General features: G+C 63.9%; 19 protein-coding genes. 3 read left to right on the forward strand and 16 right to left on the reverse strand.

What is annotated here, in order from left to right:
- Positions 1-66: 66 nt before the first annotated feature.
- On the reverse strand, positions 67-747 hold the full coding sequence (locus RHIZ70P_RS17665; RefSeq protein WP_115671800.1) for a GntR family transcriptional regulator: 681 nt from the start codon (positions 745-747) through the stop codon (positions 67-69).
- Between the two features lie 221 nt (positions 748-968).
- On the opposite strand from RHIZ70P_RS17665, the gene RHIZ70P_RS17670 reads away from it, so the two are divergent.
- Together RHIZ70P_RS17670 and RHIZ70P_RS17675 are read left to right on the forward strand one after the other, a co-directional pair.
- Complete coding sequence (locus RHIZ70P_RS17670; protein ID WP_235842267.1) at positions 969-1,979, forward strand: phosphotransferase enzyme family protein; 1,011 nt, start codon at positions 969-971, stop codon at positions 1,977-1,979.
- Positions 1,980-1,981: 2 nt separating this feature from the next.
- Positions 1,982-3,304, forward strand: coding sequence for an aspartate aminotransferase family protein (locus RHIZ70P_RS17675; protein ID WP_115671802.1), 1,323 nt, complete (start codon positions 1,982-1,984; stop codon positions 3,302-3,304).
- Positions 3,305-3,454: 150 nt separating this feature from the next.
- Here RHIZ70P_RS17675 and RHIZ70P_RS17680 read toward each other — a convergent pair whose 3' ends face one another.
- From RHIZ70P_RS17680 to RHIZ70P_RS17715, 8 genes are all read right to left on the reverse strand, one after another.
- A complete protein-coding gene (locus RHIZ70P_RS17680; protein WP_115671803.1) occupies positions 3,455-4,582 on the reverse strand; it encodes a M24 family metallopeptidase in 1,128 nt (375 codons plus the stop codon).
- Positions 4,583-4,849: 267 nt separating this feature from the next.
- Complete coding sequence (gene speB, locus RHIZ70P_RS17685; protein WP_115671837.1) at positions 4,850-5,800, reverse strand: agmatinase; 951 nt, start codon at positions 5,798-5,800, stop codon at positions 4,850-4,852.
- The gene (locus tag RHIZ70P_RS17690) at positions 5,787-6,581 is read right to left on the reverse strand and encodes a creatininase (RefSeq protein ID WP_115671804.1); all 795 of its coding nucleotides are present in this window, start codon (positions 6,579-6,581) and stop codon (positions 5,787-5,789) included. The genes speB and RHIZ70P_RS17690 overlap by 14 nt, the downstream gene beginning before the upstream one ends.
- 10 nt (positions 6,582-6,591) lie before the next feature.
- Positions 6,592-7,299: an SDR family NAD(P)-dependent oxidoreductase gene (locus tag RHIZ70P_RS17695; RefSeq protein ID WP_115671805.1), complete on the reverse strand. Its 708-nt coding sequence runs from the start codon at positions 7,297-7,299 to the stop codon at positions 6,592-6,594.
- Positions 7,293-8,048, reverse strand: a complete 756-nt coding sequence (locus RHIZ70P_RS17700; RefSeq protein ID WP_115671806.1) for an SDR family NAD(P)-dependent oxidoreductase — start codon at positions 8,046-8,048, stop codon at positions 7,293-7,295. Before RHIZ70P_RS17700 ends, RHIZ70P_RS17695 begins: the two co-directional genes overlap by 7 nt.
- The gene (locus RHIZ70P_RS17705) at positions 8,045-8,818 is read right to left on the reverse strand and encodes an ABC transporter ATP-binding protein (protein ID WP_115671807.1); all 774 of its coding nucleotides are present in this window, start codon (positions 8,816-8,818) and stop codon (positions 8,045-8,047) included. Before RHIZ70P_RS17705 ends, RHIZ70P_RS17700 begins: the two co-directional genes overlap by 4 nt.
- 7 nt (positions 8,819-8,825) lie before the next feature.
- Positions 8,826-9,608 carry an ABC transporter permease gene (locus RHIZ70P_RS17710; RefSeq protein ID WP_115671808.1) on the reverse strand — a complete coding sequence of 261 codons (783 nt, stop codon included), beginning with the start codon at positions 9,606-9,608 and terminating at the stop codon, positions 8,826-8,828.
- A 20-nt stretch (positions 9,609-9,628) separates the two neighbouring features.
- On the reverse strand, positions 9,629-10,615 hold the full coding sequence (locus tag RHIZ70P_RS17715) for an ABC transporter substrate-binding protein (RefSeq protein WP_115671809.1): 987 nt from the start codon (positions 10,613-10,615) through the stop codon (positions 9,629-9,631).
- Positions 10,616-10,721: 106 nt separating this feature from the next.
- Here RHIZ70P_RS17715 and RHIZ70P_RS17720 point away from each other — a divergent pair, with 106 nt between their 5' ends.
- Positions 10,722-11,624, forward strand: a complete 903-nt coding sequence (locus RHIZ70P_RS17720) for a LysR family transcriptional regulator (protein ID WP_115671810.1) — start codon at positions 10,722-10,724, stop codon at positions 11,622-11,624.
- Positions 11,625-11,681: 57 nt separating this feature from the next.
- On the opposite strand, the gene RHIZ70P_RS17725 is transcribed toward RHIZ70P_RS17720, so the two are convergent.
- The 7 genes from RHIZ70P_RS17725 to RHIZ70P_RS17755 all read right to left on the reverse strand — a co-directional run bounded on the left by RHIZ70P_RS17725 (position 11,682) and on the right by RHIZ70P_RS17755 (position 18,871).
- Entirely contained in the window at positions 11,682-12,719 is a 1,038-nt protein-coding gene (locus tag RHIZ70P_RS17725; protein ID WP_115671811.1) for an ABC transporter permease, read from the reverse strand.
- Positions 12,716-14,230 carry a sugar ABC transporter ATP-binding protein gene (locus tag RHIZ70P_RS17730; protein WP_115671812.1) on the reverse strand — a complete coding sequence of 505 codons (1,515 nt, stop codon included), beginning with the start codon at positions 14,228-14,230 and terminating at the stop codon, positions 12,716-12,718. The genes RHIZ70P_RS17725 and RHIZ70P_RS17730 overlap by 4 nt, the downstream gene beginning before the upstream one ends.
- Positions 14,231-14,310: 80 nt before the next feature.
- The gene (gene torT / locus RHIZ70P_RS17735; protein WP_115671813.1) at positions 14,311-15,384 is read right to left on the reverse strand and encodes a TMAO reductase system periplasmic protein TorT; all 1,074 of its coding nucleotides are present in this window, start codon (positions 15,382-15,384) and stop codon (positions 14,311-14,313) included.
- Between the two features lie 35 nt (positions 15,385-15,419).
- Complete coding sequence (locus RHIZ70P_RS17740) at positions 15,420-16,388, reverse strand: biotin-dependent carboxyltransferase family protein (protein ID WP_115671814.1); 969 nt, start codon at positions 16,386-16,388, stop codon at positions 15,420-15,422.
- On the reverse strand, positions 16,378-17,253 hold the full coding sequence (locus RHIZ70P_RS17745; protein WP_115671815.1) for a 5-oxoprolinase subunit B family protein: 876 nt from the start codon (positions 17,251-17,253) through the stop codon (positions 16,378-16,380). The genes RHIZ70P_RS17740 and RHIZ70P_RS17745 overlap by 11 nt, the downstream gene beginning before the upstream one ends.
- Positions 17,253-18,635: an acetyl-CoA carboxylase biotin carboxylase subunit gene (locus RHIZ70P_RS17750; protein ID WP_115671816.1), complete on the reverse strand. Its 1,383-nt coding sequence runs from the start codon at positions 18,633-18,635 to the stop codon at positions 17,253-17,255. Before RHIZ70P_RS17750 ends, RHIZ70P_RS17745 begins: the two co-directional genes overlap by 1 nt.
- Positions 18,632-18,871: an acetyl-CoA carboxylase gene (locus RHIZ70P_RS17755; protein WP_115671817.1), complete on the reverse strand. Its 240-nt coding sequence runs from the start codon at positions 18,869-18,871 to the stop codon at positions 18,632-18,634. The genes RHIZ70P_RS17750 and RHIZ70P_RS17755 overlap by 4 nt, the downstream gene beginning before the upstream one ends.
- Between the last annotated feature and the right edge of the window lie 6 nt (positions 18,872-18,877).

The following is an 18,877-nucleotide window of genomic DNA, read 5'->3' on the forward strand; positions in this document are numbered from 1 at the left end:
CTCCTTGATGCTTGATACATCGTAATCAGCGACGGATGAATTGCAAGCCCTCTGTTCTCGCTGCCGTCAGGCGCGACGGGCCTCCCGCTCCGCGCCGCTGGCAATGCGGTCCAGGATCGGCTTTCCACCCAACAGGATATCGTCGACGATCGCCATGGAGGCCGCCGCCGGATCGTGCCGCTTCAGCGCCTCGATGACCGGATAGTGATGGTCGATCATCGCCCGGCCGCCGGCGAGATAGGCGCCGGAAATATGCGGCCCCATCTGCAGCCAGAGCCTGCGTAAGATGCTGGTGAGCACCGGAAGCCCGGCGATCTTCGGCAACATGAAGTGGAAGGCCTGGTTGAGTTGCGTCCCCCTCAGCCGGTCCCCCTGCGCGATCGCGGCCTCGTTCTCGCGCACGATCAGCTCCAGGGCCTGGATATCGGCGCTTGTCGCGACCTGGGCGGCGGTTTCCGCCGCAAGCCCCTCGAGGCGGACGCGAATGGCGCGGATCTCGCGATAGCGTTCTTCGCTGAGGCCGGCGATGCGGATGTCGCGCGGCGAACGGAAGGTGACGGCCTCGTCGTTGACGAGACGCAGTATGGCATCGCGGATCGGCGTGACACTTGTGCCGAACTGCTCGGCGAGATCCCGGATCTTCAACCGATCGCCGGGCTGGAACCGACCCTGCATCAGCGCATCGCACAACGCGCCGTAAACGACGCTGTTGAGGTTCGCATATTCCAGTGTCGAAAACTCGGTCATGGGGCCCAATCCGCAAAATAAAATGACAAGATACTTGATGCATCTTTTTTTGCGTGTTTCAAGTATCGGTAGCCGCCGGCGACGTGTTCACACGAACAAGGAGCTTGGTCATGCCGGCCCGTGCCCAAAAACCGCGGGCATCCGCCCCGACAGCCGGCGGGGTAAACGCACGCAACGGAGAAATCATGACCGAGCAATCGGCCGCCAGGAAAACGGATTCGATGTCTGCGACATGGGGCCCCACGTCGCTCGACGATGCACAGGCCGCCGTTCGCGCCGTCTATGGCCTGAACGGCGTAGTCAAGCGCCTGTCCAGCGAGCGTGACGAGACCTTTCTCTTCACCGCGACGGATGGGGCCGCCTTCATCCTGAAGATCGCCAATCCCGCCGAGGATCCGGCCACGCTGGACTTTCAGGACGGCGCCCTGCTTCATCTTCAGGTCGTCGCTCCCGGCGTACCCGTGCCGCGGCTCTTGCCTACCCTCGAAGGCAAGCCCTGCCACACCTTGTTCACCTCCGAAGGTCCGCGCATCATGCGCCTCCTCACCTTCCTCCACGGCGAACTGCAATACCGCACGCCGGCCTCCGAAGCCCAAAGCCGCAATGTCGGCCGGGCGCTCGCCGAACTCGGGCTCGGCCTTGAAAATTATGCCGGGCGCCCCCCCGAAGGAAAGCTGATGTGGGACATTTCCCACACGCTCGATCTTGCCGCCGTGATCGACCACGTGGCCCCCGAGCGTCGCGCGCAGGTCGCAGCGGTTCTGGCCGAGTTCGAAAGTGCCCTTCCGGCGATTGCCGCGATCAGGCGACGGCAGATCATCCACAACGACTTCAACCCGCACAATATCCTGCTCGATCCGGCGGAGCCGACGCACGTGGTTGGCATCATCGATTTCGGCGACATGGTCTATGCGCCGGTCGTCAACGACCTCGCCGTCGCCCTCTCCTATCATCTGGCAACCGACAACTGGGCCGCCCGCATCAACGCTTTCCTGGAAGGCTACCAGTCGGCCCGCGCGCTGGAGGAGGCCGAGATCGAGCTCCTGCCCCTTCTCACCCGGGCGCGCCTCGCCATGTCGATCATCATCGCCGAGTGGCGCTCGACCCACTTCCCGGAAAACCGCGATTACATCATGCGCAACCACGCCACCGCCTGGCGTGGCCTGCAGAACACTGCCGATCTCACCGCGGCCGGGCTGAGAAGGCTCGTCCCCAACTTTTCCGAGGCCTGATCATGTCGATGGTGAATGCGTTTTCGCGCGAGGATTTCGAAAGGCTGAGCGACGGCGAACGGGCGCTGATCGCCCGGCGGGAAAAGGTGCTCGGACCCGCCTACCGCCTGTTCTACGAGAAGCCGCTGCATCTCGTGCGCGGCGAGGGCGTCTTCCTTTACGATGCGGCGGGCGAACCTTATCTCGACGCCTACAACAACGTCGCCTCGCTCGGCCATTGCCATCCCCGCGTCGTCGAGGCGATCACGAAGCAGACAGCCATCCTCAACACCCATACGCGCTATCTGCATGAAGGCATCGTCGACTATGCCGAAAGCCTGACGGCAACCTTCCCCGAGGGCCTGAGCCAGGCGATGTTCACCTGCACCGGCAGCGAGGCAAACGACCTGGCCGTGCGCATCGCCCGCTTCGTCACCGGCGGCACCGGCATCATCGCCACCGAGCTCGCCTATCATGGCCTCACCAGCGCGGTTGCCGAATTCTCACCCTCGCTCGGCGAATCCGTGACGCTGGGACCCCATGTGCGCACGGTGCCCGCCCCCGACAGCTACCGCCATTCGCCCGAGGAGATGATGGAAAAGTTCGGCCGCGACGTCCGCGCCGCCATCGCCGACCTCAGGCGCCACGGCATCAAGCCGGCCATGCTGATCGTCGACACGATCTTTTCCAGCGACGGCATCTTCGCCGGTCCGAGGGGCTTTCTGAAACCGGCGGTGGACGCCATCCACGAGGCAGGTGGCCTCTTCGTCGCCGACGAGGTGCAGCCGGGTTTCGGCCGCACCGGCGAGGCCATGTGGGGCTTCGAGCGCCACGGCATTTCCCCCGACATGGTGACGCTCGGCAAGCCGATGGGCAACGGTTACCCGATGGCCGGCATCGTGCTGCGACCGGAGGTCATCGCCGAATTCGGCCCGAAGGCGCGCTACTTCAACACCTTCGGCGGAAACCCGGTCGCTGCCGCTGCCGGCAAGGCGGTGCTCGACACGATCCGCATCGATGGCCTGCAGCAGAATGCGCTCGACGTCGGCCGCTATCTGATGGACGGCCTGAAGGATCTGGCCGACCGCCACCCCGCCATCGGCGATGTGCGCGGCGCCGGCCTCTTCATCGGCGTCGAGATCGTTTCCGACCCAGCGACCAGGAGCCCGGACGCTGCCCTCACCACCCGCATCGTCAACGGCCTTCGCGAACGACGCGTCCTCATCAGCGCATCCGGCCCCCGTGCCAACGTGCTGAAGATCCGCCCGCCGCTCGTCTTTTCGCGCGAAAATGCCGACATGCTCGTCGATGCACTCGGGAAGGTCATGGCGGCGGCCAGTCCCTGATCCCACCGCAATTTCTCTTTGCGTGCCGTGCCTCGCGCGAGCTTCGGCAAGCTGCCTTCAGGACTCTTCCGATCGAAAGACCGGAAGCCGGACGGCGGATTGATTCGATCGTGCGCGCACCCAGTTCGAGCTTTCAGGTCCGCGGCATTTTCACAGGTCCAGCGGCAAGTTGGATAGCCGGCGAAGGGCGCCATTTTCTATGACGTAGTTCTGCTCGAGACGTATTCCACCCCGGAGATTGTCTCCGTACAAGCCGGGTTCGAGCGCGAACGTGCAACCCTCTTCAAAGATGTCGTCCGAACCCGAATTTATGAAGGGGCGCTCGACCGGGTTCAAGCCCAACCCATGGCCTAGGTGATGGTCAAAGCGCCAGTCGTCGCGGACGCTGTTCAGGATGGATGAAATCTCCTGGAAAACGGTCCCGCATCGAACGCCCGGCCGGATCATGTCTTCGGCTATTGACAGTGCATGAACAACGCGGCTGAAGGCTTCCTCCTGAAGGGGCGCTCGTGTCCCCGATACAGCGAAAGTCCGGCACATATCGGAAAAATAGTTTGCGAAAACCGCTCCGGCGTCCACGGGCAGAAGATCGCCCTCCACCAGGGGCACGGGTCGAGGTCGCCCGCCCGGCTGTCCCCCCCGAAAATCGTTTCCTAGCTCCCCCATCGTCTGTCCCGCAGCCACGATTGCAGCTCCCTGAAATAGGGCAAACACTTCCGTTTCCAGAAGTCCGGGGGCGATATGCGGCGCAATCGCACGGTATCCAGCTTCATTAACGGCAATGGCTGCGGAAATGAGCGCGACTTCATCCGGATGCTTGCGTCGGCGCATCGACAAGATTTGATTGTATATCGGAGTGATGGTCCGTCCTGCGATTTCGGCGCAATCAGCGCCTAGCGCCTTCGTCTTAGCCAGGCGAATATCCAGCGCGCCAATTGCCGCTCGCTCGCGGTCTTCGTCAGTGGTCGCGAACATCGAATCGTCGAACCGGACTGTTTCATCGGCGTAGACGTCAGTCTCCAACGAGTTGCCGACCGAGATCAAACCGAAGCCATCACGGCCAACGAACCCCGAAGCTGGCGAACTTCTCCATCCATGCAACCCAAAAAAGTATGTCAGGTGTTGAGGTCGCGTGATCACGGCACCATCCAGGCCAACCTCAACGAGCCAATTGGAAAGGCGCGTGCGACGCTCCCGGCACCCTGCGGCTTGCAGTCTTGCCAGTGCCGCGCGGTCCAGAATATTTCTCTCGGGATAGATCGAGGTGGGTAGGTTCATGGACAATCTTCTCCAACTTCGTCTCACGCCTTGGCCGCCCTTTTCCGCTCGCCACCTGCTGATGCACACGTACGGTAGGGTGCCACCCGCCCTTTTACCTTGATGAAGAAAGCCGTGAAAGCCACGACGCACGAGGCGCGAGTGCGGCGGGTGGCAAGGAAGGAAGGATTGCACTAGCGCCTTTGCAAAACCACCCCGAATCGACGCCTAGACGTCATCAACGGTCAGTGGGAGCCAAATTTTCATGTCGTAATGACACCGGTCGCGTCACGACCGGAACTTTGCCGCGATCACGCACATCAGCTCGAACATCATCGTGGCGCCGGCGATCGCCGTCATGCCGGCGAGATCGAAGGGAGGCGCCACCTCGACCACGTCGGCACCGACGATATCGACGCCTTCCAGAAGGCGGATCATCTGCTGTGCCTCGCGCGTGGTGAAACCGCCGACCTCAGGCGTACCGGTGCCCGGCGCCATGGACGGGTCGATGCTGTCGATATCGAAGGTCACATAGGTCGGCGCCGAGCCGACGATCGCCTTTGCTTCGGCAATCACCTCGGACGCGCCGCGGCGGGTGAACTCTTCCATGTAGATGATGCGGATGCCCTGCTCGACGGCCCAGGCATGCTCGTCGGTCTCATAGATCGAACCGCGAATGCCGATCTGCACCATGCGTTTGGGATCGAGCAATCCTTCCTCGATGGCGCGCCGGAACGGCGTGCCATGGGTATAGCGGTTGCCGCCGAAATAGCTGTCATTGGTGTCGGAATGGGCATCGAAATGGATGAGACCGACTGGTCTGTGCCGGGCCACCGCACGCAGCACCGGCAATGTCGTCAAGTGGTCGCCACCGGCGGAAAGAGGGATGGCCCCGACCGCGATGATACTGGCAATGCCTTCCTCGATGCGCTTCAGCGCGTCCATCAGGTCGATCGGATTGACCGAGAGATCGCCGACGTCGGCGATATTGGCGAGGCTGAAGGGCGCGATCTTGGAAACATGATGCACCTTGCGCATCAGGCTCGACTGGCTGCGGATCTCGCGCGGTCCATGACGGGCGCCGGCCCGGTTGGTGGTTCCGCCGTCCCAGGGAATACCGACCAGGGCGATGTCCAGCCCCTCGGCGGACGGCACGGCCGGAAGCCGCATGAACGTCGCCTGGCCGGCAAAGCGCGGAACCTCGGCGGCGTCCACCGGCTGATGCTTAGCGTTGATCATGATGGCCTCCAATGCTGAATTCGTCTCGAACGATCTGTGTCATGCGGCTGACCACATCGGTCAGCAGCCAATTGCCCTTTTCGGCCTGCGATCCCGCTGTCATGGACAGCACGCCCGAGGGCGGCACGTCGGCGAGCGGACGAGGATAGCGGTCATAAGGCTTGAACTTCGCCGGCCCGTCGTGAAGCGATCGACCGAGATCGACGAGATCGGGGCGCAGCGCCAGCATCATGGAAGTCTCGATCACGCTGGCATGTTCAAGCTCGATGCCGGGATAGCCGTCCGGGAAAATCCGATCGATGGTCGACGGCTGGACAAGATCCCAGTGGTCGAGCCGGAGGATCGTCAGCCCGTCTGAGCGGTCGCGGCCGATCGCATCCAGTGCCAGCTCGATGCCTTCGACCGCGGGCCAGATATTCTCGTAATGGCCGTTCACCACCACGATCCGCCGGACCTTCTGCCGGTAGAGCTCGCACAGGACGTCGCGCACCACGAGCGAAAAGGTGTGGGCCGTCAGGTTGATCGTGCCGCCGAAGGCCGAACCGCCGCCCGTCTTCGGCTGCGAACGGTTGCCATAGGGGATGGTGGGCAGGACGAGCCCGCCAACGGCTCTCGCGACCGTCTCACATATGGACGTCGGCAGCACGACGTCGACATTGAGTGCCATGTGATGGCCGTGTTGCTCGGTCGCGCCGAGCGGCAGGAATATCGGTGCGCCGCCCGCCACCTTCGCGGCCGCCTCGGGCCAGGTCTGTTCGGCCCAGAATACGCTGTCGTTCATGGTGAGATCCTCAAATCATCGCCGCGCCGCCATTGGCGCCCAGGCATTGTCCGGTGAAGAAGGTGGCACCAGGTCCGGCGAGAAAAACCACGGCCGCCGCCATTTCCTCCGGCCTGCCGATCCGTCCCATGGGATTGGCCGTCTCGGCCGCCTTCTGGTCCGCCGTCAGGGTCTCGAAGGAGAGCAGGGGGGTGTCGGTCGGGCCTGGAGCGACGGCATTGACCAGGATCCTCGGCGCCAGTTCCCTTGCCCAGGACCGGGTCAGGCCGAGGATGGCCGCCTTGGTGGCGCAATAGACGGAGGCATCCGCCCTGCCGAGATAGGCCAGTTCGGAGGCGATGTTGATGATCCGTCCCCCATCGGGCAGATGCGGCAGTGCTTCCCGCGCCACAAGAATTGCTCCCCGCACGTTGACTGCGAACATGCGATCGATATGGGCGGCGGTGATGCTCCCCAGCGGGGATTCTTCGAGGATGCCCGCATTGTTGACGAGGATGTCGAGCCCACCCAACCGCCTTGCTGCCTCGCCGACGCAGGAGACGATCTGCCCCTCGTCCGCGAGATCGCAGGCGAGGATGGCGATATTTCCCTCCTGCGGCCTGAGATCCAGTCCGATCACAGTGGCGCCCTCGGCCGCAAGCGCCTCCGCGACAGCCCGGCCGATGCCGCTTGCCGCCCCCGTCACCAGGGCCCTCTTGCCCGTCAACGGCTTCACCATGGAACTTCTCCCCGATCGGCACCGATCGACTGGCCGGTGATGTTCTTCGCCCTGTCGGAGGCGAGGAAGAGGTAGACCTCTCCCATGTCGTCGGGCTCCATCAGGCCGGGCAGAGCCTGCCCGGCGACGATGTCTTCGAGAAGCCTGTCTTCGCTGACGCCGTGCGCGGAGGCCATAAGCCCCAGCGAACGCATCGAGGCCTCCGTCCTCACCCAGCCGGGGCAGACGGCGTTGACGCGGATATTGCGCGGCCCGAGCTCCTTCGCCCAGGTCTTGGTGAGCCCGATGATCGCGTGTTTCGAGGCCACATAGGCGTCGAACTGCGCCTCCGCCACCCGTCCCCAGATCGAGGCCGTGTTGACGATCGCCCCGCCCGAAGACATCGACCGGAGTGCGCGCCTCGAGACCAGCGCCGTGCCGGCAATGTTGATGTCGATGATGCGGCGGAAGGTGGCGAAACCCTCGGGGCTCGCATCGTCGAGCGGTGTCAGCCGCTCCAGGCCCGCATTGTTGATCAGCACGTCGATCGGTCCCACGTCCTTCAACGCAGGGTCGACGCGCGCCCCGTCGGCAATGTCCGCCTGGGCGGCGGTGGCGCCGAGCTCGGCGGCGCGTTCGTGAACGGCCGGATCGTCGGCAATCAGATGGAGCCGCGCGCCCTCGCGGTGGAAGGCCCGGGCGATGCCGAGCCCGATCCCGCGGCTTGCCCCGGTGATCACCACCGTGCGGCCCGAAAACATGCCCTTCATACGGGATCTCCCGTTTCGTTGCGGATGAGATGGAGGATCTTGTTGCGAAGGTCGAAGAAGCCCTGGGTTTCGCGGATCTCCAACGGTCGCTCCACGCCGAGAGCGGCGTTGACGTCGATGTCGGCGACGATGCGCGCCGGCCGCTTTGAAAACAGCACGACGCGGTCGGCGAGGAACACGGCCTCCTCGACGTCATGCGTGACGAAAATCACGGTCTTCTGCTCGGATATCTGCAACGCCCTCAGCTGCACCTGCAGACGTTCGCGGGTCAGGGCATCGAGCGCACCGAACGGCTCGTCCATCAGCAGGACCTCGGACCCGGCGGCAAGCGTGCGGGCGATGGCGACGCGCTGGCGCATGCCGCCGGAAATGCGCGACGGATAGGCGTCGGCGAATTCCTCGAGCCCCACCAGCTTCAGATAGTGCGCCTTGCGCTCCGCCTTTTCCTGCGTGGAAATGTCGGAACGGTAGCGCATGCCGAAAGCGATGTTTTCGGCAACGGTCAGCCAGGGAAAGGAGGAATAGGCCTGGAAGACCATGCCGCGGCGGCGATCGGGGGCACGCACGATATCACCGCCGAGCCGGATCTGACCGGTGGAAGGTGTGTCGAGACCGCCCACCATGCGCATCAGCGTGGTCTTGCCGCAGCCGGACGGTCCGAGGAAGACGACGAAGCTGCCGCGACCGATCGAAAGATCGGTCTTCGTGACGACGTCCATCGGGCCGAAGCTCTTCGTCACGCCCTCGAATGCCAAGTAATTCTCTGCCATGGAGGGCTCACACATATTGGAAGATCCGGCGATGCAGGACGCGCAGCAGCTGGTCGGTCACCAGACCGACCAGGCCGATGACGAGAACGCCGGCCATGACCTCGGGCGTCTTGACGTAACGGCGCGCCGACCAGATGACGAAACCGATGCCGGAATCGGCCGCGACGATTTCGGCGATGATGAGGTAGGTCCAGCACCAGCCGAGCGTGATCCTGAGATTGTCGAGCAGCGACGGCCCCATGGCCCTGAAGATCACGTCCGTCATCACCTGCCGCGACCGCGCACCGACGGTGCGGGCCACCTCGACATATTCGTTGGGCACGCGGCGGGCATCGTCCGCCACGAACAGCACGAGTTGGAAGAAGGTACCGAGCCACAGCAGGAAGATCTTGGTGGACTCGCCCACGCCGAACCAGATGATCGACAAGGGCACGAGAGCCGGTACCGGCAGGTAACGGATGAAATCGATCATCGGCTCGAGCGACGCCCCGACGATGCGATAGCTGCTCATCAGCATGCCGATCGGGATCGCCATCAGCGCGGCCAGCAGGAAAGCCGACCAGACGCGCCCCGCGGAGACTGCCGTATGCCAGAGGAGGTCCTGCTGCGTCAGCATGCGCCAGAGCGCCGCCAGGACGTCGCCGGGTGACGGCAGGAACTGCGGCTTGACGAGGCCGAGCCGCGCCACCAGTTCCCAGAAACCCAGCAGGATCGCCGCCGCCGCCAGACCGACGATCAGTTCGACGGCCGGCGACTTCCCGCCTCGAAAGGTGAACAGTGTCCGAAGCATCCGCGTGTGCCGGTCCGAACTCACTTGCCGATGGTCGCGATGACGGAATTGTCGATCTGCTCGGCTGCCACCAGCTGGTTGTCGGCTGCGCCATTCTCCAGATTGAGCGCCATCACCGTATCGAAGATCCCGAACAGGCTGCCCGGTTTGCCCGGCTCACCCATATAGGCCTTGGCTTCAGAGAGCGTGGTATAGGCAAGGCTGCTGCTGACCACATCCAGCACCTCTTCGGGTGTCAGGCCGAAGCTCGGAGCGGCGATCTCGGCGAATTTCTGCGGCTCGGCCTTGATGAAGTCGACCGCCTCATAGATGCACTTCAGGAAACGCCCGTACTTGTCCGGCGACGCCTTGAGGTCGTCGTTGCGCGCGATGATGGCGTCGATGATGAGGCCGCGGTGATCCTTCGAGGAGATCAGGACCTTGGCGCCCTCGCGGGATGACGCCTTGATGGCCTGCGACATGAAGGGTTCGTAAGTGGCGACCGCGGCAATGCTGTCATCGACGAAAACGGCGCCCGTGTCGGCCGTGGAAATCTCCTTGATGTCCAAGTCCTTGAGAGTAAGGCCGGCCTGCTTCAGCTCCATCTGCAGCAGGAGACGCGACGGGATATTGGGTTCGGCGGCGATGGTCTTGCCCTTGAGGTCGGCAACCGTCTTTATGCTGCCGTCGGCGATCACGCCGTCGCCACCGACGGATTCGTCGATCGTGCCGATGATGATGCCGGGCGTCGTCTTGTCGCGCGGACGGCCCTGATACTCGCCGACGCTGCGCATCTGGATCTCGACGTCGCCGCGCGCCATGGCCGCCATCACATTGCTGAGGTCGTCCTCGAAGTTGATGGTGACGTCGAGCTTCTCCTGTTCGAAGCATCCATTGGCCAGCGCCACGTGGACCGGCGCAAAGCCGAGCCAGGTCGGTGCGAGAATGCGGATCTGGTCCGCAGCGAAAGCGTTCGTCGAAGACACGATCAGGGCGATCGCGGTCGTCAGTCCAAGTGTCTTGTTCATGTTGTTCCCCTTTTTTGAATTTGAGGCAGCGTCATGCATTTTTACATTGGAGTAAATCACAATATTTGGGATGTTACATCGAAGAACGTCAATGTGAGTCTCGCCGATGCGTCGCCTCGACAATATCGATATCCGTCTGCTCCGCGTTTTCGTCGTGCTTGCGGATGCCAATGGCTTTTCGGATGCGCAACTGGCGCTGAACCTGTCGCAATCGACGCTGAGCACCCATCTGGCCGAGTTGGAAAAGCGGGTCGGCGGCCAGTTGTGTCATCGCGGCAGGCAGCAGTTTCGGCTGACCGAACTCGGTCGGGCCACCTATGACGCTGCCGTCAAGCTGTTCCGCGACATCGACGATTTCACCCAGCGCGTCAGTGCGGCGAGTGGCAATCTTTCCGGCCGCCTGCGGCTGGGCGCGTCGGACGGTGTGATGACCAGCAAGCAACTGGGGGTGCAACGGGCGATCGCCGAGTTCATGCGGCCGGATGCGGACATCTTCATCGACCTCGAACTGGGCACGCCCTCGGATCTCGAACAGAAGGTGGCGGACGGTGATCGCGATATCGCCATCGGGCCGTTTTCACAGCGTTCTCCCGGCCTGACCTACCGTGACTTCGCCAGCGAGCCGCACAATCTCTATTGTGGCCGCGAGCACCCGCTGTTCGACAGACCGGACCACGAGATCGACCAGCGAGTCATTGCCGGCGCCCGCTTCTCTGTCCGGCGCTACCGCCATTTCGACGACCTCTACCTGGTCGGCCATCCGCGCGCGAGCGCCTCGGTCGTGGCGATGGAGGCGCAGCTCATGCTCATTCTCTCGGGCCAGTTCATCGGCTTTCTGCCCTGCCATTTCGCCGAACCATGGGTGGCCTTGGGCGAATTGCGCGCCATCCGGCCCGCCGCCTTCGGATTTTCATCGACGCACAAGATCGCCTATCGGCGGGACAACAAGAATAGCCCGCTGATCGCGGAATTCCTGTCGATCCTGGAGCGAATAAGGAACTCGATCTGAGCGTGCCGAGCCTTCTGCATCCACCTCGGCTGCTTGGACAACCGAGGATCACAGCATTCAGCGGTTCCCGATGAGCATGCGATAGCGGAACTGGTCGATGACGACGGCGAGGATGAGCAGCGAGCCCAGCAGTACCATCTGCATGTAGGAGCCGATCTGCATGAGGTTCATGCCGTTCTGCACCAGCACGATGAAGAAGGCGCCGAGCACGACGCTTTCCACCCGGCCGATGCCGCCGCGCAGCGACACGCCGGCGATGACGCAGGCCGCGATCGATTCCAGCGCGATCGTGCCGCCGAGATTTGTCTCGCCGCTCTCGACGCGGGCGGTGAGCAATACGCCGGCGACGGAGGCCAGAAGGGCGCAGAGGATATAGGCGAGGAACAGCGTGCGCTTCGTGTTGATGCCGGAGAGGTTGGCGGCCTTGATGTTGCCGCCGATCGCATAGATGCGGGCGCCCGACCGGGTGCGGTTCATCAGGATCCACATGCCGACGATGGCAACGATCGCCACCAGGACCGGGACCGGCACGCCGAAGATGCGGCCAAAACCGAAGAAATCGCCGAATTCGTAAGGCAGGTTGCCGATCGGCACGCCGCCGGTGAGGTAGAGCGCGATGCCGGCGCCGACCGATTGCGCACCGAGCGTCATGATGAAGGGCGACACACCGAACTGGGCGATGCCGAGGCCGTTCAAGGAACCGATCGCCAGCGCGGCGAGGAAGCCCGAGAGCACGCCGAGCAGGATGACGAGCCAGACCATGTCGGGAAACTGGGCGGCGAAGTAGACCATGACCGAGGCGGAAACGACTGAAGTTAGCGCGATCGACGTGCCGACCGCGAGGTCGAAGCCGCCGGTGACCAGCACCAGCATCTGCCCGAGCGAGACGAGCACGAGATAGACCGACTGGCGCGCCACGTTGGTGAGGTTGTCGAGCGTCAGGAACTGTTTCGAGGCGAGCGTGAAGAGGATGAGGGCCGCCACGAGGAAGAAGGGCAGCACGCCGAGCTTGATGAAGACGGCCCTGAGCGCCGAAAGGGCGGAGAAGGAGGGCTTGGCGTCGGCAGTCGACGCGGTTTCCAGCGGGGTGTTCATGCTGATTTTCTTTCCTGATCGAAGAAGGCGCCGAGAACCGCCTGTTCCTGAATGGCGTCGCCCTCGAACTCCGCCGAGATCCGGCCGTTGCGGAAGACGATCAGGCGATGGGCGAGGTGCATGGCCTCGGGGAGGTCTGAGGAGATCACCACGACGGCCTTTCCGGCCTCGGCGATCGCCTTGATGATGCGATAGAGCGCGGCCCGCGTGCCGACGTCGACGCCGACGGTGGGTTCGTCGAAGATGTAGATGTCGTAGTCCTCGCCGAAGCTCTTGCCGAACAGGATCTTCTGCTGGTTGCCGCCGGAGAGCTTCGAAGCGGTGCGATCGAGAAAGGCCTCGCTGAGATCGACCTTGCCGCCGATCGCACTGGTGAGCGCCTTCACGCCGCCGGGCGAAATCAGGCCGAGGCCGGCATTCGTCTCGCGGCGATTGAGGACGGAAAGGGCGATGTTGGTGCGGGCGGACGCGCCGAGCAGCAGGCCCTCCTCCTTGCGGTCGGAGGGCAGGAAGAAGACGCCGTCCTGCAGCAGTTTGCGCGTCGGTGCGCCGGTGCGGTCATGGCCGTGGACGCTCACCGTGCCGCCTTCGACCGGCAGCAGCCCCATGACGGCGCGGAAGGTGCGCGACTTGCCGGAGCCGACGAGGCCCGCGACCCCCAGAACCTCACCGCGCCGGACGTCGATGTCGACGCCGTCGACGCCCCAGGCCTTGAGGCCACGGATCGACAGCACCGGCTCGGCCTGTGTCTTGCGTTCGATATGCGGATAGATCTCGTCCATCTTGCGGCCGGTCATCATCTCGACCAGCACGGTTTCCGACAGGTTCTCGGCGCCGATCGTGCCGATCAGCCGGCCGTCGCGCAGCACGGTGATGCGGTTGGCGATCGCCTTGAATTCCTGGATGCGGTGGGAAATGTAGACGATGCCGACGCCCCGGGCCTTGGCCTGGCCGATGAATTCGAACAGCTTTTCCGTCTCGCGTTCGGTGAGCGAGGCGGTCGGTTCGTCGAGAATGAGGATGTGTGCCTGCTGGTGCAGCGCCTTGGCGATCTCGACCATCTGCTGTTCGGCGCGCGAAAGCGAAATCACTGTGCGGCGCACTTCGATGGCAAATCCCAGTCCGGCAAAGAGCGAACGGGCCTCCTCGACCATGCCGCGGCGGTCGACCAGGCCCATCTTGCGCGGTTCCTGGCCGAGGAAGATGTTTTCCGCCACTGTCATGGTCGGGACCAGGGAAAATTCCTGGAACACGGCACCGATGCCGGCTGCCCGTGCGTCCTTGACCGAAGAAAAGTGCTTCTCTTCACCGTCGATGCGGATCACCCCCTCGGTCGGTGTGGTGACGCCGGCGAGGATGGAGATCAGTGTCGACTTCCCGGCACCGTTCTCGCCGAACAGAACGTGCACTTCGCCGCGTTCGAGCGAGAAGTCGACGCCGTCCAGCGCGCGCACGCCCGGATAGGACTTGGCGATGCCGGTCATTTCGACAAGGGGTGCGTTCAAGGCCATCCACATCGGTCCGTAAAGCAATACTGCTTGATAAATTGGGGGGCGGACCCGGCGCATTCGCGCGCCGAGCCCTTGGGGTCTCAGTTGACCGAGAAGACTGGCTTGAAGCCGTCCGGCGGCAGGATGTTGGTCTGCGGCACGCTTTCGACGTTCGACGGATCGACGACGAAGATCTTCGGGCCGACATGCTTCACCAGTTCCTTGCCTTCCAGCGCGCGCACGGCCTGGTCGATGGCGATGCGGCCCTGGATGACCATGGAGTCGGCGGGAGCCGCCAGAATGAAGCCGCGCTTGATGCCTTCGTAGACGCCGGGCGTCATGTAGAAGGCAAGCAGGTCGACCTTGCCCTTGAGGCCGCGCTCGCGGATGAGGCCCTGAGCCGCTTCGGCCGTGACCGCGGTGCCGGCGACATAGCGCACGTCAGGCTCGGCCTGGAGCACGTCCTCGACCAGCTTCAGTTGGGCTTCCTTGCCGGTGTCGCCATATTTCGGCTCGAGCGCCTTGACGGCCGAACCCTTGATCGCTTCGAGGAAGCCCTTGTTGGCGGCCTCGACCCAGCCGGCGCCGGCCGGACCCGGGAACCAGCCGACCTTGACCTCTTCCGAACCCGCCGGATGCTTCTTGGCGAGATAGGCGCCGGTCTCGTAGCCCATGGTGTAGAAGGAGACGAGCGACTTGGCGGTCAGGTCCGGCGAGGACATGCCGTTGATGACGTCGATGACCGGAATGTTCTTCTTCTTGATTTCGCTGACGAGGTTGTTCAGCCCGTCGAACGAGATCGCGCCGATGACCACGGCCTGGGCGCCACCGGCGACGCAGTCCTCGATCTGGCTGATCTGCTTGTTGAGTTCGGTGTAGCCGCCGGCCTCGACGAGGTTCATCTTGACGCCGAGGTCCTTGGCCTGTTCGGCGACGCCATAGTCGACGCCGAGCCAGTAGGCGTCCTTCATGTGCGGGAAGGAGACGCAGATGTTCCACGGCTTCTCCGCCTTCTCGAGCGGCGAGTAGGATACGTCGACCGACTTGCCGTCCGCGGCGAAGGCCGGCTCGATCGCCTGGGCCGGATAAGGATACCAGGCCTCGGCAAACACCGGGCTGGCAACGGCAAGCGCCAGGGCGGAGCTTGCAAGCGTCATTAGGATCTTGTGTTTCATGGTCGTTCCCCTGTTTGAAGTCTTTGGCTGGGTGGTCAGAAAAGCGCGCGGATCTGGTTGATCAGCGCGGCCCGGTCCTTCCGGGCGGTCAGGGCGGTTTCCATGTCCACCTTGACGAAACGGGTTGGCGTATGCGGCTGCAGCTGGCCGATCAGGTCCATGTCGGCGGAGATGACCGTGCCGAGCATGAAATAGCCGCCGCCGGAAACGGCATCGCGATGCAGAATGATCGGCTCAGTGCCGCCCGGCACCTGGATGGAGCCGTAAGGGTAACAGGCGTCGACGATGTTCGAGGGATCGGAGCCCGCGCCGAAGGGCGGGACGCGATCGACGAAGTCGAGCTTGCGGCCGCCGCGGAAGCGATAACCCATGCGGTCGGCCTCGGGTGCCACCTTCCAGGTGTCCTCGAAGAAGTTCTTGCCTGCTTCATCGGTGAGGCGGTGCCAGTAGAGGCCCGGCAGCACGCGCAGTTCGGCCGGCATGCCGGGCCTACGGCGCAGGTTTTCGGGAATGGACTTGCCCTCGACGGCCTTGCCGGCCGTGCCGACCGGCAGCTCGTCGCCGACGGCGATCGGCCGGCCCTTGAAGCCGCCGAGCGCGCCGATGGCATAGGTCGAGCGCGAACCGAGCGCCAGCGGCACGTCGATGCCGCCGGAGACGGCGATATAGATGCGGGCGCCGGTCTTCAGGAAGTCGAAGGTCAGGACCTGGCCGGCCTTGACCTTGAAGGCGGTCCAGCCGGGCTTTTCCTCGCCGTCGACCTTGATCGGCATATCGGCGCCGGTGACGGCCACCATGGCGTCTTCGGTGAATTCCAGCTTCGGGCCGATGAACACGGCTTCGAGGCCGGCCGCACCCTCGTCATTGCCGACGAGCAGGTTAGCGGCCTTCAGCGCCAGCCGGTCCATGGCGCCGCCGAGCGGGATGCCGAGATGGAAGTAACCGGGGCGGCCGAGATCCTGGACGGAGGTGGCAAGACCCTGATGGAGAACCTTAATGGCCATGGAGAACGCCCTCCAGCTTCGCGTTGTAGCCGTCGATGTCTTTCTGGAATTCACGCAGATCGAATTTCACCTCGCGGATCGGCGGGGCGAACCGGCCCTTGTCGACATCCTCGACGGCCTGGTCATAGGCTTCGCGATCGATCGGCTTGAACTTGACGATGTCGCCCGGACGGAAGAACACCATGAAATCCTTGAGGTAGGAGGTGGTCTGGGTCGGGTCGTAGATCGGCATGGGAGTGATGCCGAACATCTGGTAGCCGCCGGCACCGCGCACCGAATAGATACAGCCGAAGCAGCCGCCATGACCGACCGTCAGGCGCGGGGTATCGGTGCGCGGACGCAGGTATTTCGGCACCTGGATCTGCCGCTGGCGCTCGACCATCTGGTACATGAAGGGCAAGCCGGAAACAAAGCCGACCATGGAGACGAACCAGGGCGAGCCGGAATGGGCGGCGACGAAGTCGTCGACCGAGCCGTAGTCGTTTATGCGGGCGGCGTATTCGAGGTCGGTGCCGCTCGGGTCCTGGTGACGCTCACGGAAGCGCATCAGCGTCTCGTGGGTCCACGGGTCGTTGTAGAAGACCGGGATCTCGACGATGCGGGTGGTGATGACCGGCTCTGCCTTGGCGGCCGCGACCTCGATCGCCTGGACTTCCTTCAGGATGTCGTTCGGATGGATGACATCCGGATCGAACTTGATCTGGAAGGAGGCATTGGCCGGGCAGATTTCGGTCACGCCCTTGATCTTGGCTTCCTTGATGCCGGAGGTCATCGACAGCGAGTTGAAAAAGGCCTCGAGCGACATTTCCTCCGAGCATTCGACGAAGAGGTGTTCGTCACCCCCGAATGTATAGCGCATGGGCATCAGGCAACCTCCTTGGATGCGACAAAGGCCTGGAAGTCCGTCTCCAGCCAGGGTTCGAGGAACCGGGTGTGGACATCGCCCGAGGCGACCGACGGGTCGGCGGCAAGGGCCTGGTGGAGCGGAATGGTGGTGGCAAGCCCGCGGATCTCGAGATTATCGAGCGCGTCGGCCAGCCTTGCGATGCAGGCGTCGCGGGTTTCGCCCCAGACGATCAGCTTGCCGAGCAGCGAGTCATAGAAGGGCGGGACCGTGTAGCCCTCGTAAAGCATGGTGTCGAAGCGAACACCGTCGCCGGAGGGCACGCCGAGCGTCTCGATCGTGCCGGGGCCCGGCAGGAAGCCGCGCGCAGGGTCCTCGGCATTGATCCGGCACTCGATCGCATGACCGGTGACGCGGATGTCTTCCTGGCGGACCGACAGCTTCGCACCGCCGGCGACCCTGATCATCTCCTGCACGAGGTCGATGCCGGTGATCATTTCGGTGACGGGATGTTCGACCTGGATGCGGGTGTTGACCTCGATGAAGTAGAATTCGCCGCTCGTCTCGTCATAGAGATATTCGACGGTGCCGGCGCCGCGGTAGTTGACCTCGCGGGCGAGCGCCACGGCACTGGCGCAGAGTTCCTGGCGGACATGGTCGGGCAGGCGGAAGGAGGGCGCTTCTTCCCAGACCTTCTGGCGGCGGCGCTGCAGCGAGCACTCGCGCTCGAAGCAATGGACCGCATCCTCGCCGTCACCGAGGATCTGCACCTCGACGTGACGGGCGCGGGTGATAACCTTTTCGACATAGAGGCCGCCGTCACCGAAGGCGGCAAGCGCCTCCGCCGAGGCCTGCGGGAAATGGCGCTCGAAATCGGCCATGGTCTCGGCAATGCGGATGCCGCGGCCACCGCCGCCAGCAGCGGCCTTGATCATGACCGGAAAGCCGATCTGCTCGACGATGGCGCAGGCCGTTTGGAGGTCGTCGATGCGACCTTCCGAACCGGGAACGGTCGGCACGCCGGCGCGCTTGGCGACCTTGCGGGCCTCGACCTTGTCGCCGAGCAGGCTGATTGCGCCGGCCTTGGGTCCGACGAATATCAGGCCGGCATCTTCGACAGCCTGGGCAAAGGCGGCGTTCTCCGAGAGGAAACCATAGCCGGGATGGACCGCGTCGACGCCGGTTTCCCTGGCGGCCTTCAGAACGGCCTCGATATTGAGATAGGATTTGGCGGCCGATGGCGGCCCGATTTCCACCGACTGGTCGGCGAGCCTGACCGCCAGCATGTCGCGGTCGGCGGCCGAATGGACCTGCACGGTCCTTATGCCGAGCGCTTGGGCGGCGCGGATGATCCTCACCGCGATCTCGCCCCGATTGGCAATGAGGATCGAGCGGATGGTCATGCCTCGACCTCGGCAATAGCCTGTCCGGCCATGATCGGCTCCTGGTCGTCGGCGACGAAGGTGATCTCGCCGGCGGCATCGGCATGGACCTCGTGGAAGGTCTTCATCACCTCGATCAGGCCGATCACGTCACCGACGGCCACCTGGTCACCGTCAGCCTTATAGGGCGCGGCGTCCGGCGAGGGCTTGCGGTAAAAGGTGCCGGGCAGAGGCGATCTGATCTCGAGCTTGCTCATGGTGGT

The organism is Paenirhizobium selenitireducens ATCC BAA-1503 (genome assembly GCF_900492185.1).
Lineage (GTDB): Bacteria > Pseudomonadota > Alphaproteobacteria > Rhizobiales > Rhizobiaceae > Allorhizobium > Allorhizobium selenitireducens_A.

Excerpts from the sequence above, each read along its gene's own strand:
- RHIZ70P_RS17705 (WP_115671807.1), bottom strand. The coding sequence starts at position 8,818 with ATGGCAGAGAATTACTTGGCATTCGAGGGCGTGACGAAGAGCTTCGGC.
- speB (WP_115671837.1), bottom strand. The coding sequence starts at position 5,800 with ATGATCAACGCTAAGCATCAGCCGGTGGACGCCGCCGAGGTTCCGCGC.
- RHIZ70P_RS17690 (WP_115671804.1), bottom strand. The coding sequence starts at position 6,581 with ATGAACGACAGCGTATTCTGGGCCGAACAGACCTGGCCCGAGGCGGCC.
- RHIZ70P_RS17680 (WP_115671803.1), bottom strand. The coding sequence starts at position 4,582 with ATGAACCTACCCACCTCGATCTATCCCGAGAGAAATATTCTGGACCGC.
- RHIZ70P_RS17710 (WP_115671808.1), bottom strand. The coding sequence starts at position 9,608 with ATGCTTCGGACACTGTTCACCTTTCGAGGCGGGAAGTCGCCGGCCGTC.
- RHIZ70P_RS17725 (WP_115671811.1), bottom strand. The coding sequence starts at position 12,719 with ATGAACACCCCGCTGGAAACCGCGTCGACTGCCGACGCCAAGCCCTCC.
- RHIZ70P_RS17665 (WP_115671800.1), bottom strand. The coding sequence starts at position 747 with ATGACCGAGTTTTCGACACTGGAATATGCGAACCTCAACAGCGTCGTT.
- RHIZ70P_RS17715 (WP_115671809.1), bottom strand. The coding sequence starts at position 10,615 with ATGAACAAGACACTTGGACTGACGACCGCGATCGCCCTGATCGTGTCT.
- RHIZ70P_RS17740 (WP_115671814.1), bottom strand. The coding sequence starts at position 16,388 with ATGGCCATTAAGGTTCTCCATCAGGGTCTTGCCACCTCCGTCCAGGAT.
- RHIZ70P_RS17700 (WP_115671806.1), bottom strand. The coding sequence starts at position 8,048 with ATGAAGGGCATGTTTTCGGGCCGCACGGTGGTGATCACCGGGGCAAGC.
- RHIZ70P_RS17675 (WP_115671802.1), top strand. The coding sequence starts at position 1,982 with ATGTCGATGGTGAATGCGTTTTCGCGCGAGGATTTCGAAAGGCTGAGC.
- RHIZ70P_RS17695 (WP_115671805.1), bottom strand. The coding sequence starts at position 7,299 with ATGGTGAAGCCGTTGACGGGCAAGAGGGCCCTGGTGACGGGGGCGGCA.
- RHIZ70P_RS17745 (WP_115671815.1), bottom strand. The coding sequence starts at position 17,253 with ATGCCCATGCGCTATACATTCGGGGGTGACGAACACCTCTTCGTCGAA.
- RHIZ70P_RS17730 (WP_115671812.1), bottom strand. The coding sequence starts at position 14,230 with ATGGCCTTGAACGCACCCCTTGTCGAAATGACCGGCATCGCCAAGTCC.
- RHIZ70P_RS17670 (WP_235842267.1), top strand. The coding sequence starts at position 969 with ATGTCTGCGACATGGGGCCCCACGTCGCTCGACGATGCACAGGCCGCC.
- RHIZ70P_RS17755 (WP_115671817.1), bottom strand. The coding sequence starts at position 18,871 with ATGAGCAAGCTCGAGATCAGATCGCCTCTGCCCGGCACCTTTTACCGC.
- RHIZ70P_RS17720 (WP_115671810.1), top strand. The coding sequence starts at position 10,722 with ATGCGTCGCCTCGACAATATCGATATCCGTCTGCTCCGCGTTTTCGTC.
- RHIZ70P_RS17750 (WP_115671816.1), bottom strand. The coding sequence starts at position 18,635 with ATGACCATCCGCTCGATCCTCATTGCCAATCGGGGCGAGATCGCGGTG.
- torT (WP_115671813.1), bottom strand. The coding sequence starts at position 15,384 with ATGAAACACAAGATCCTAATGACGCTTGCAAGCTCCGCCCTGGCGCTT.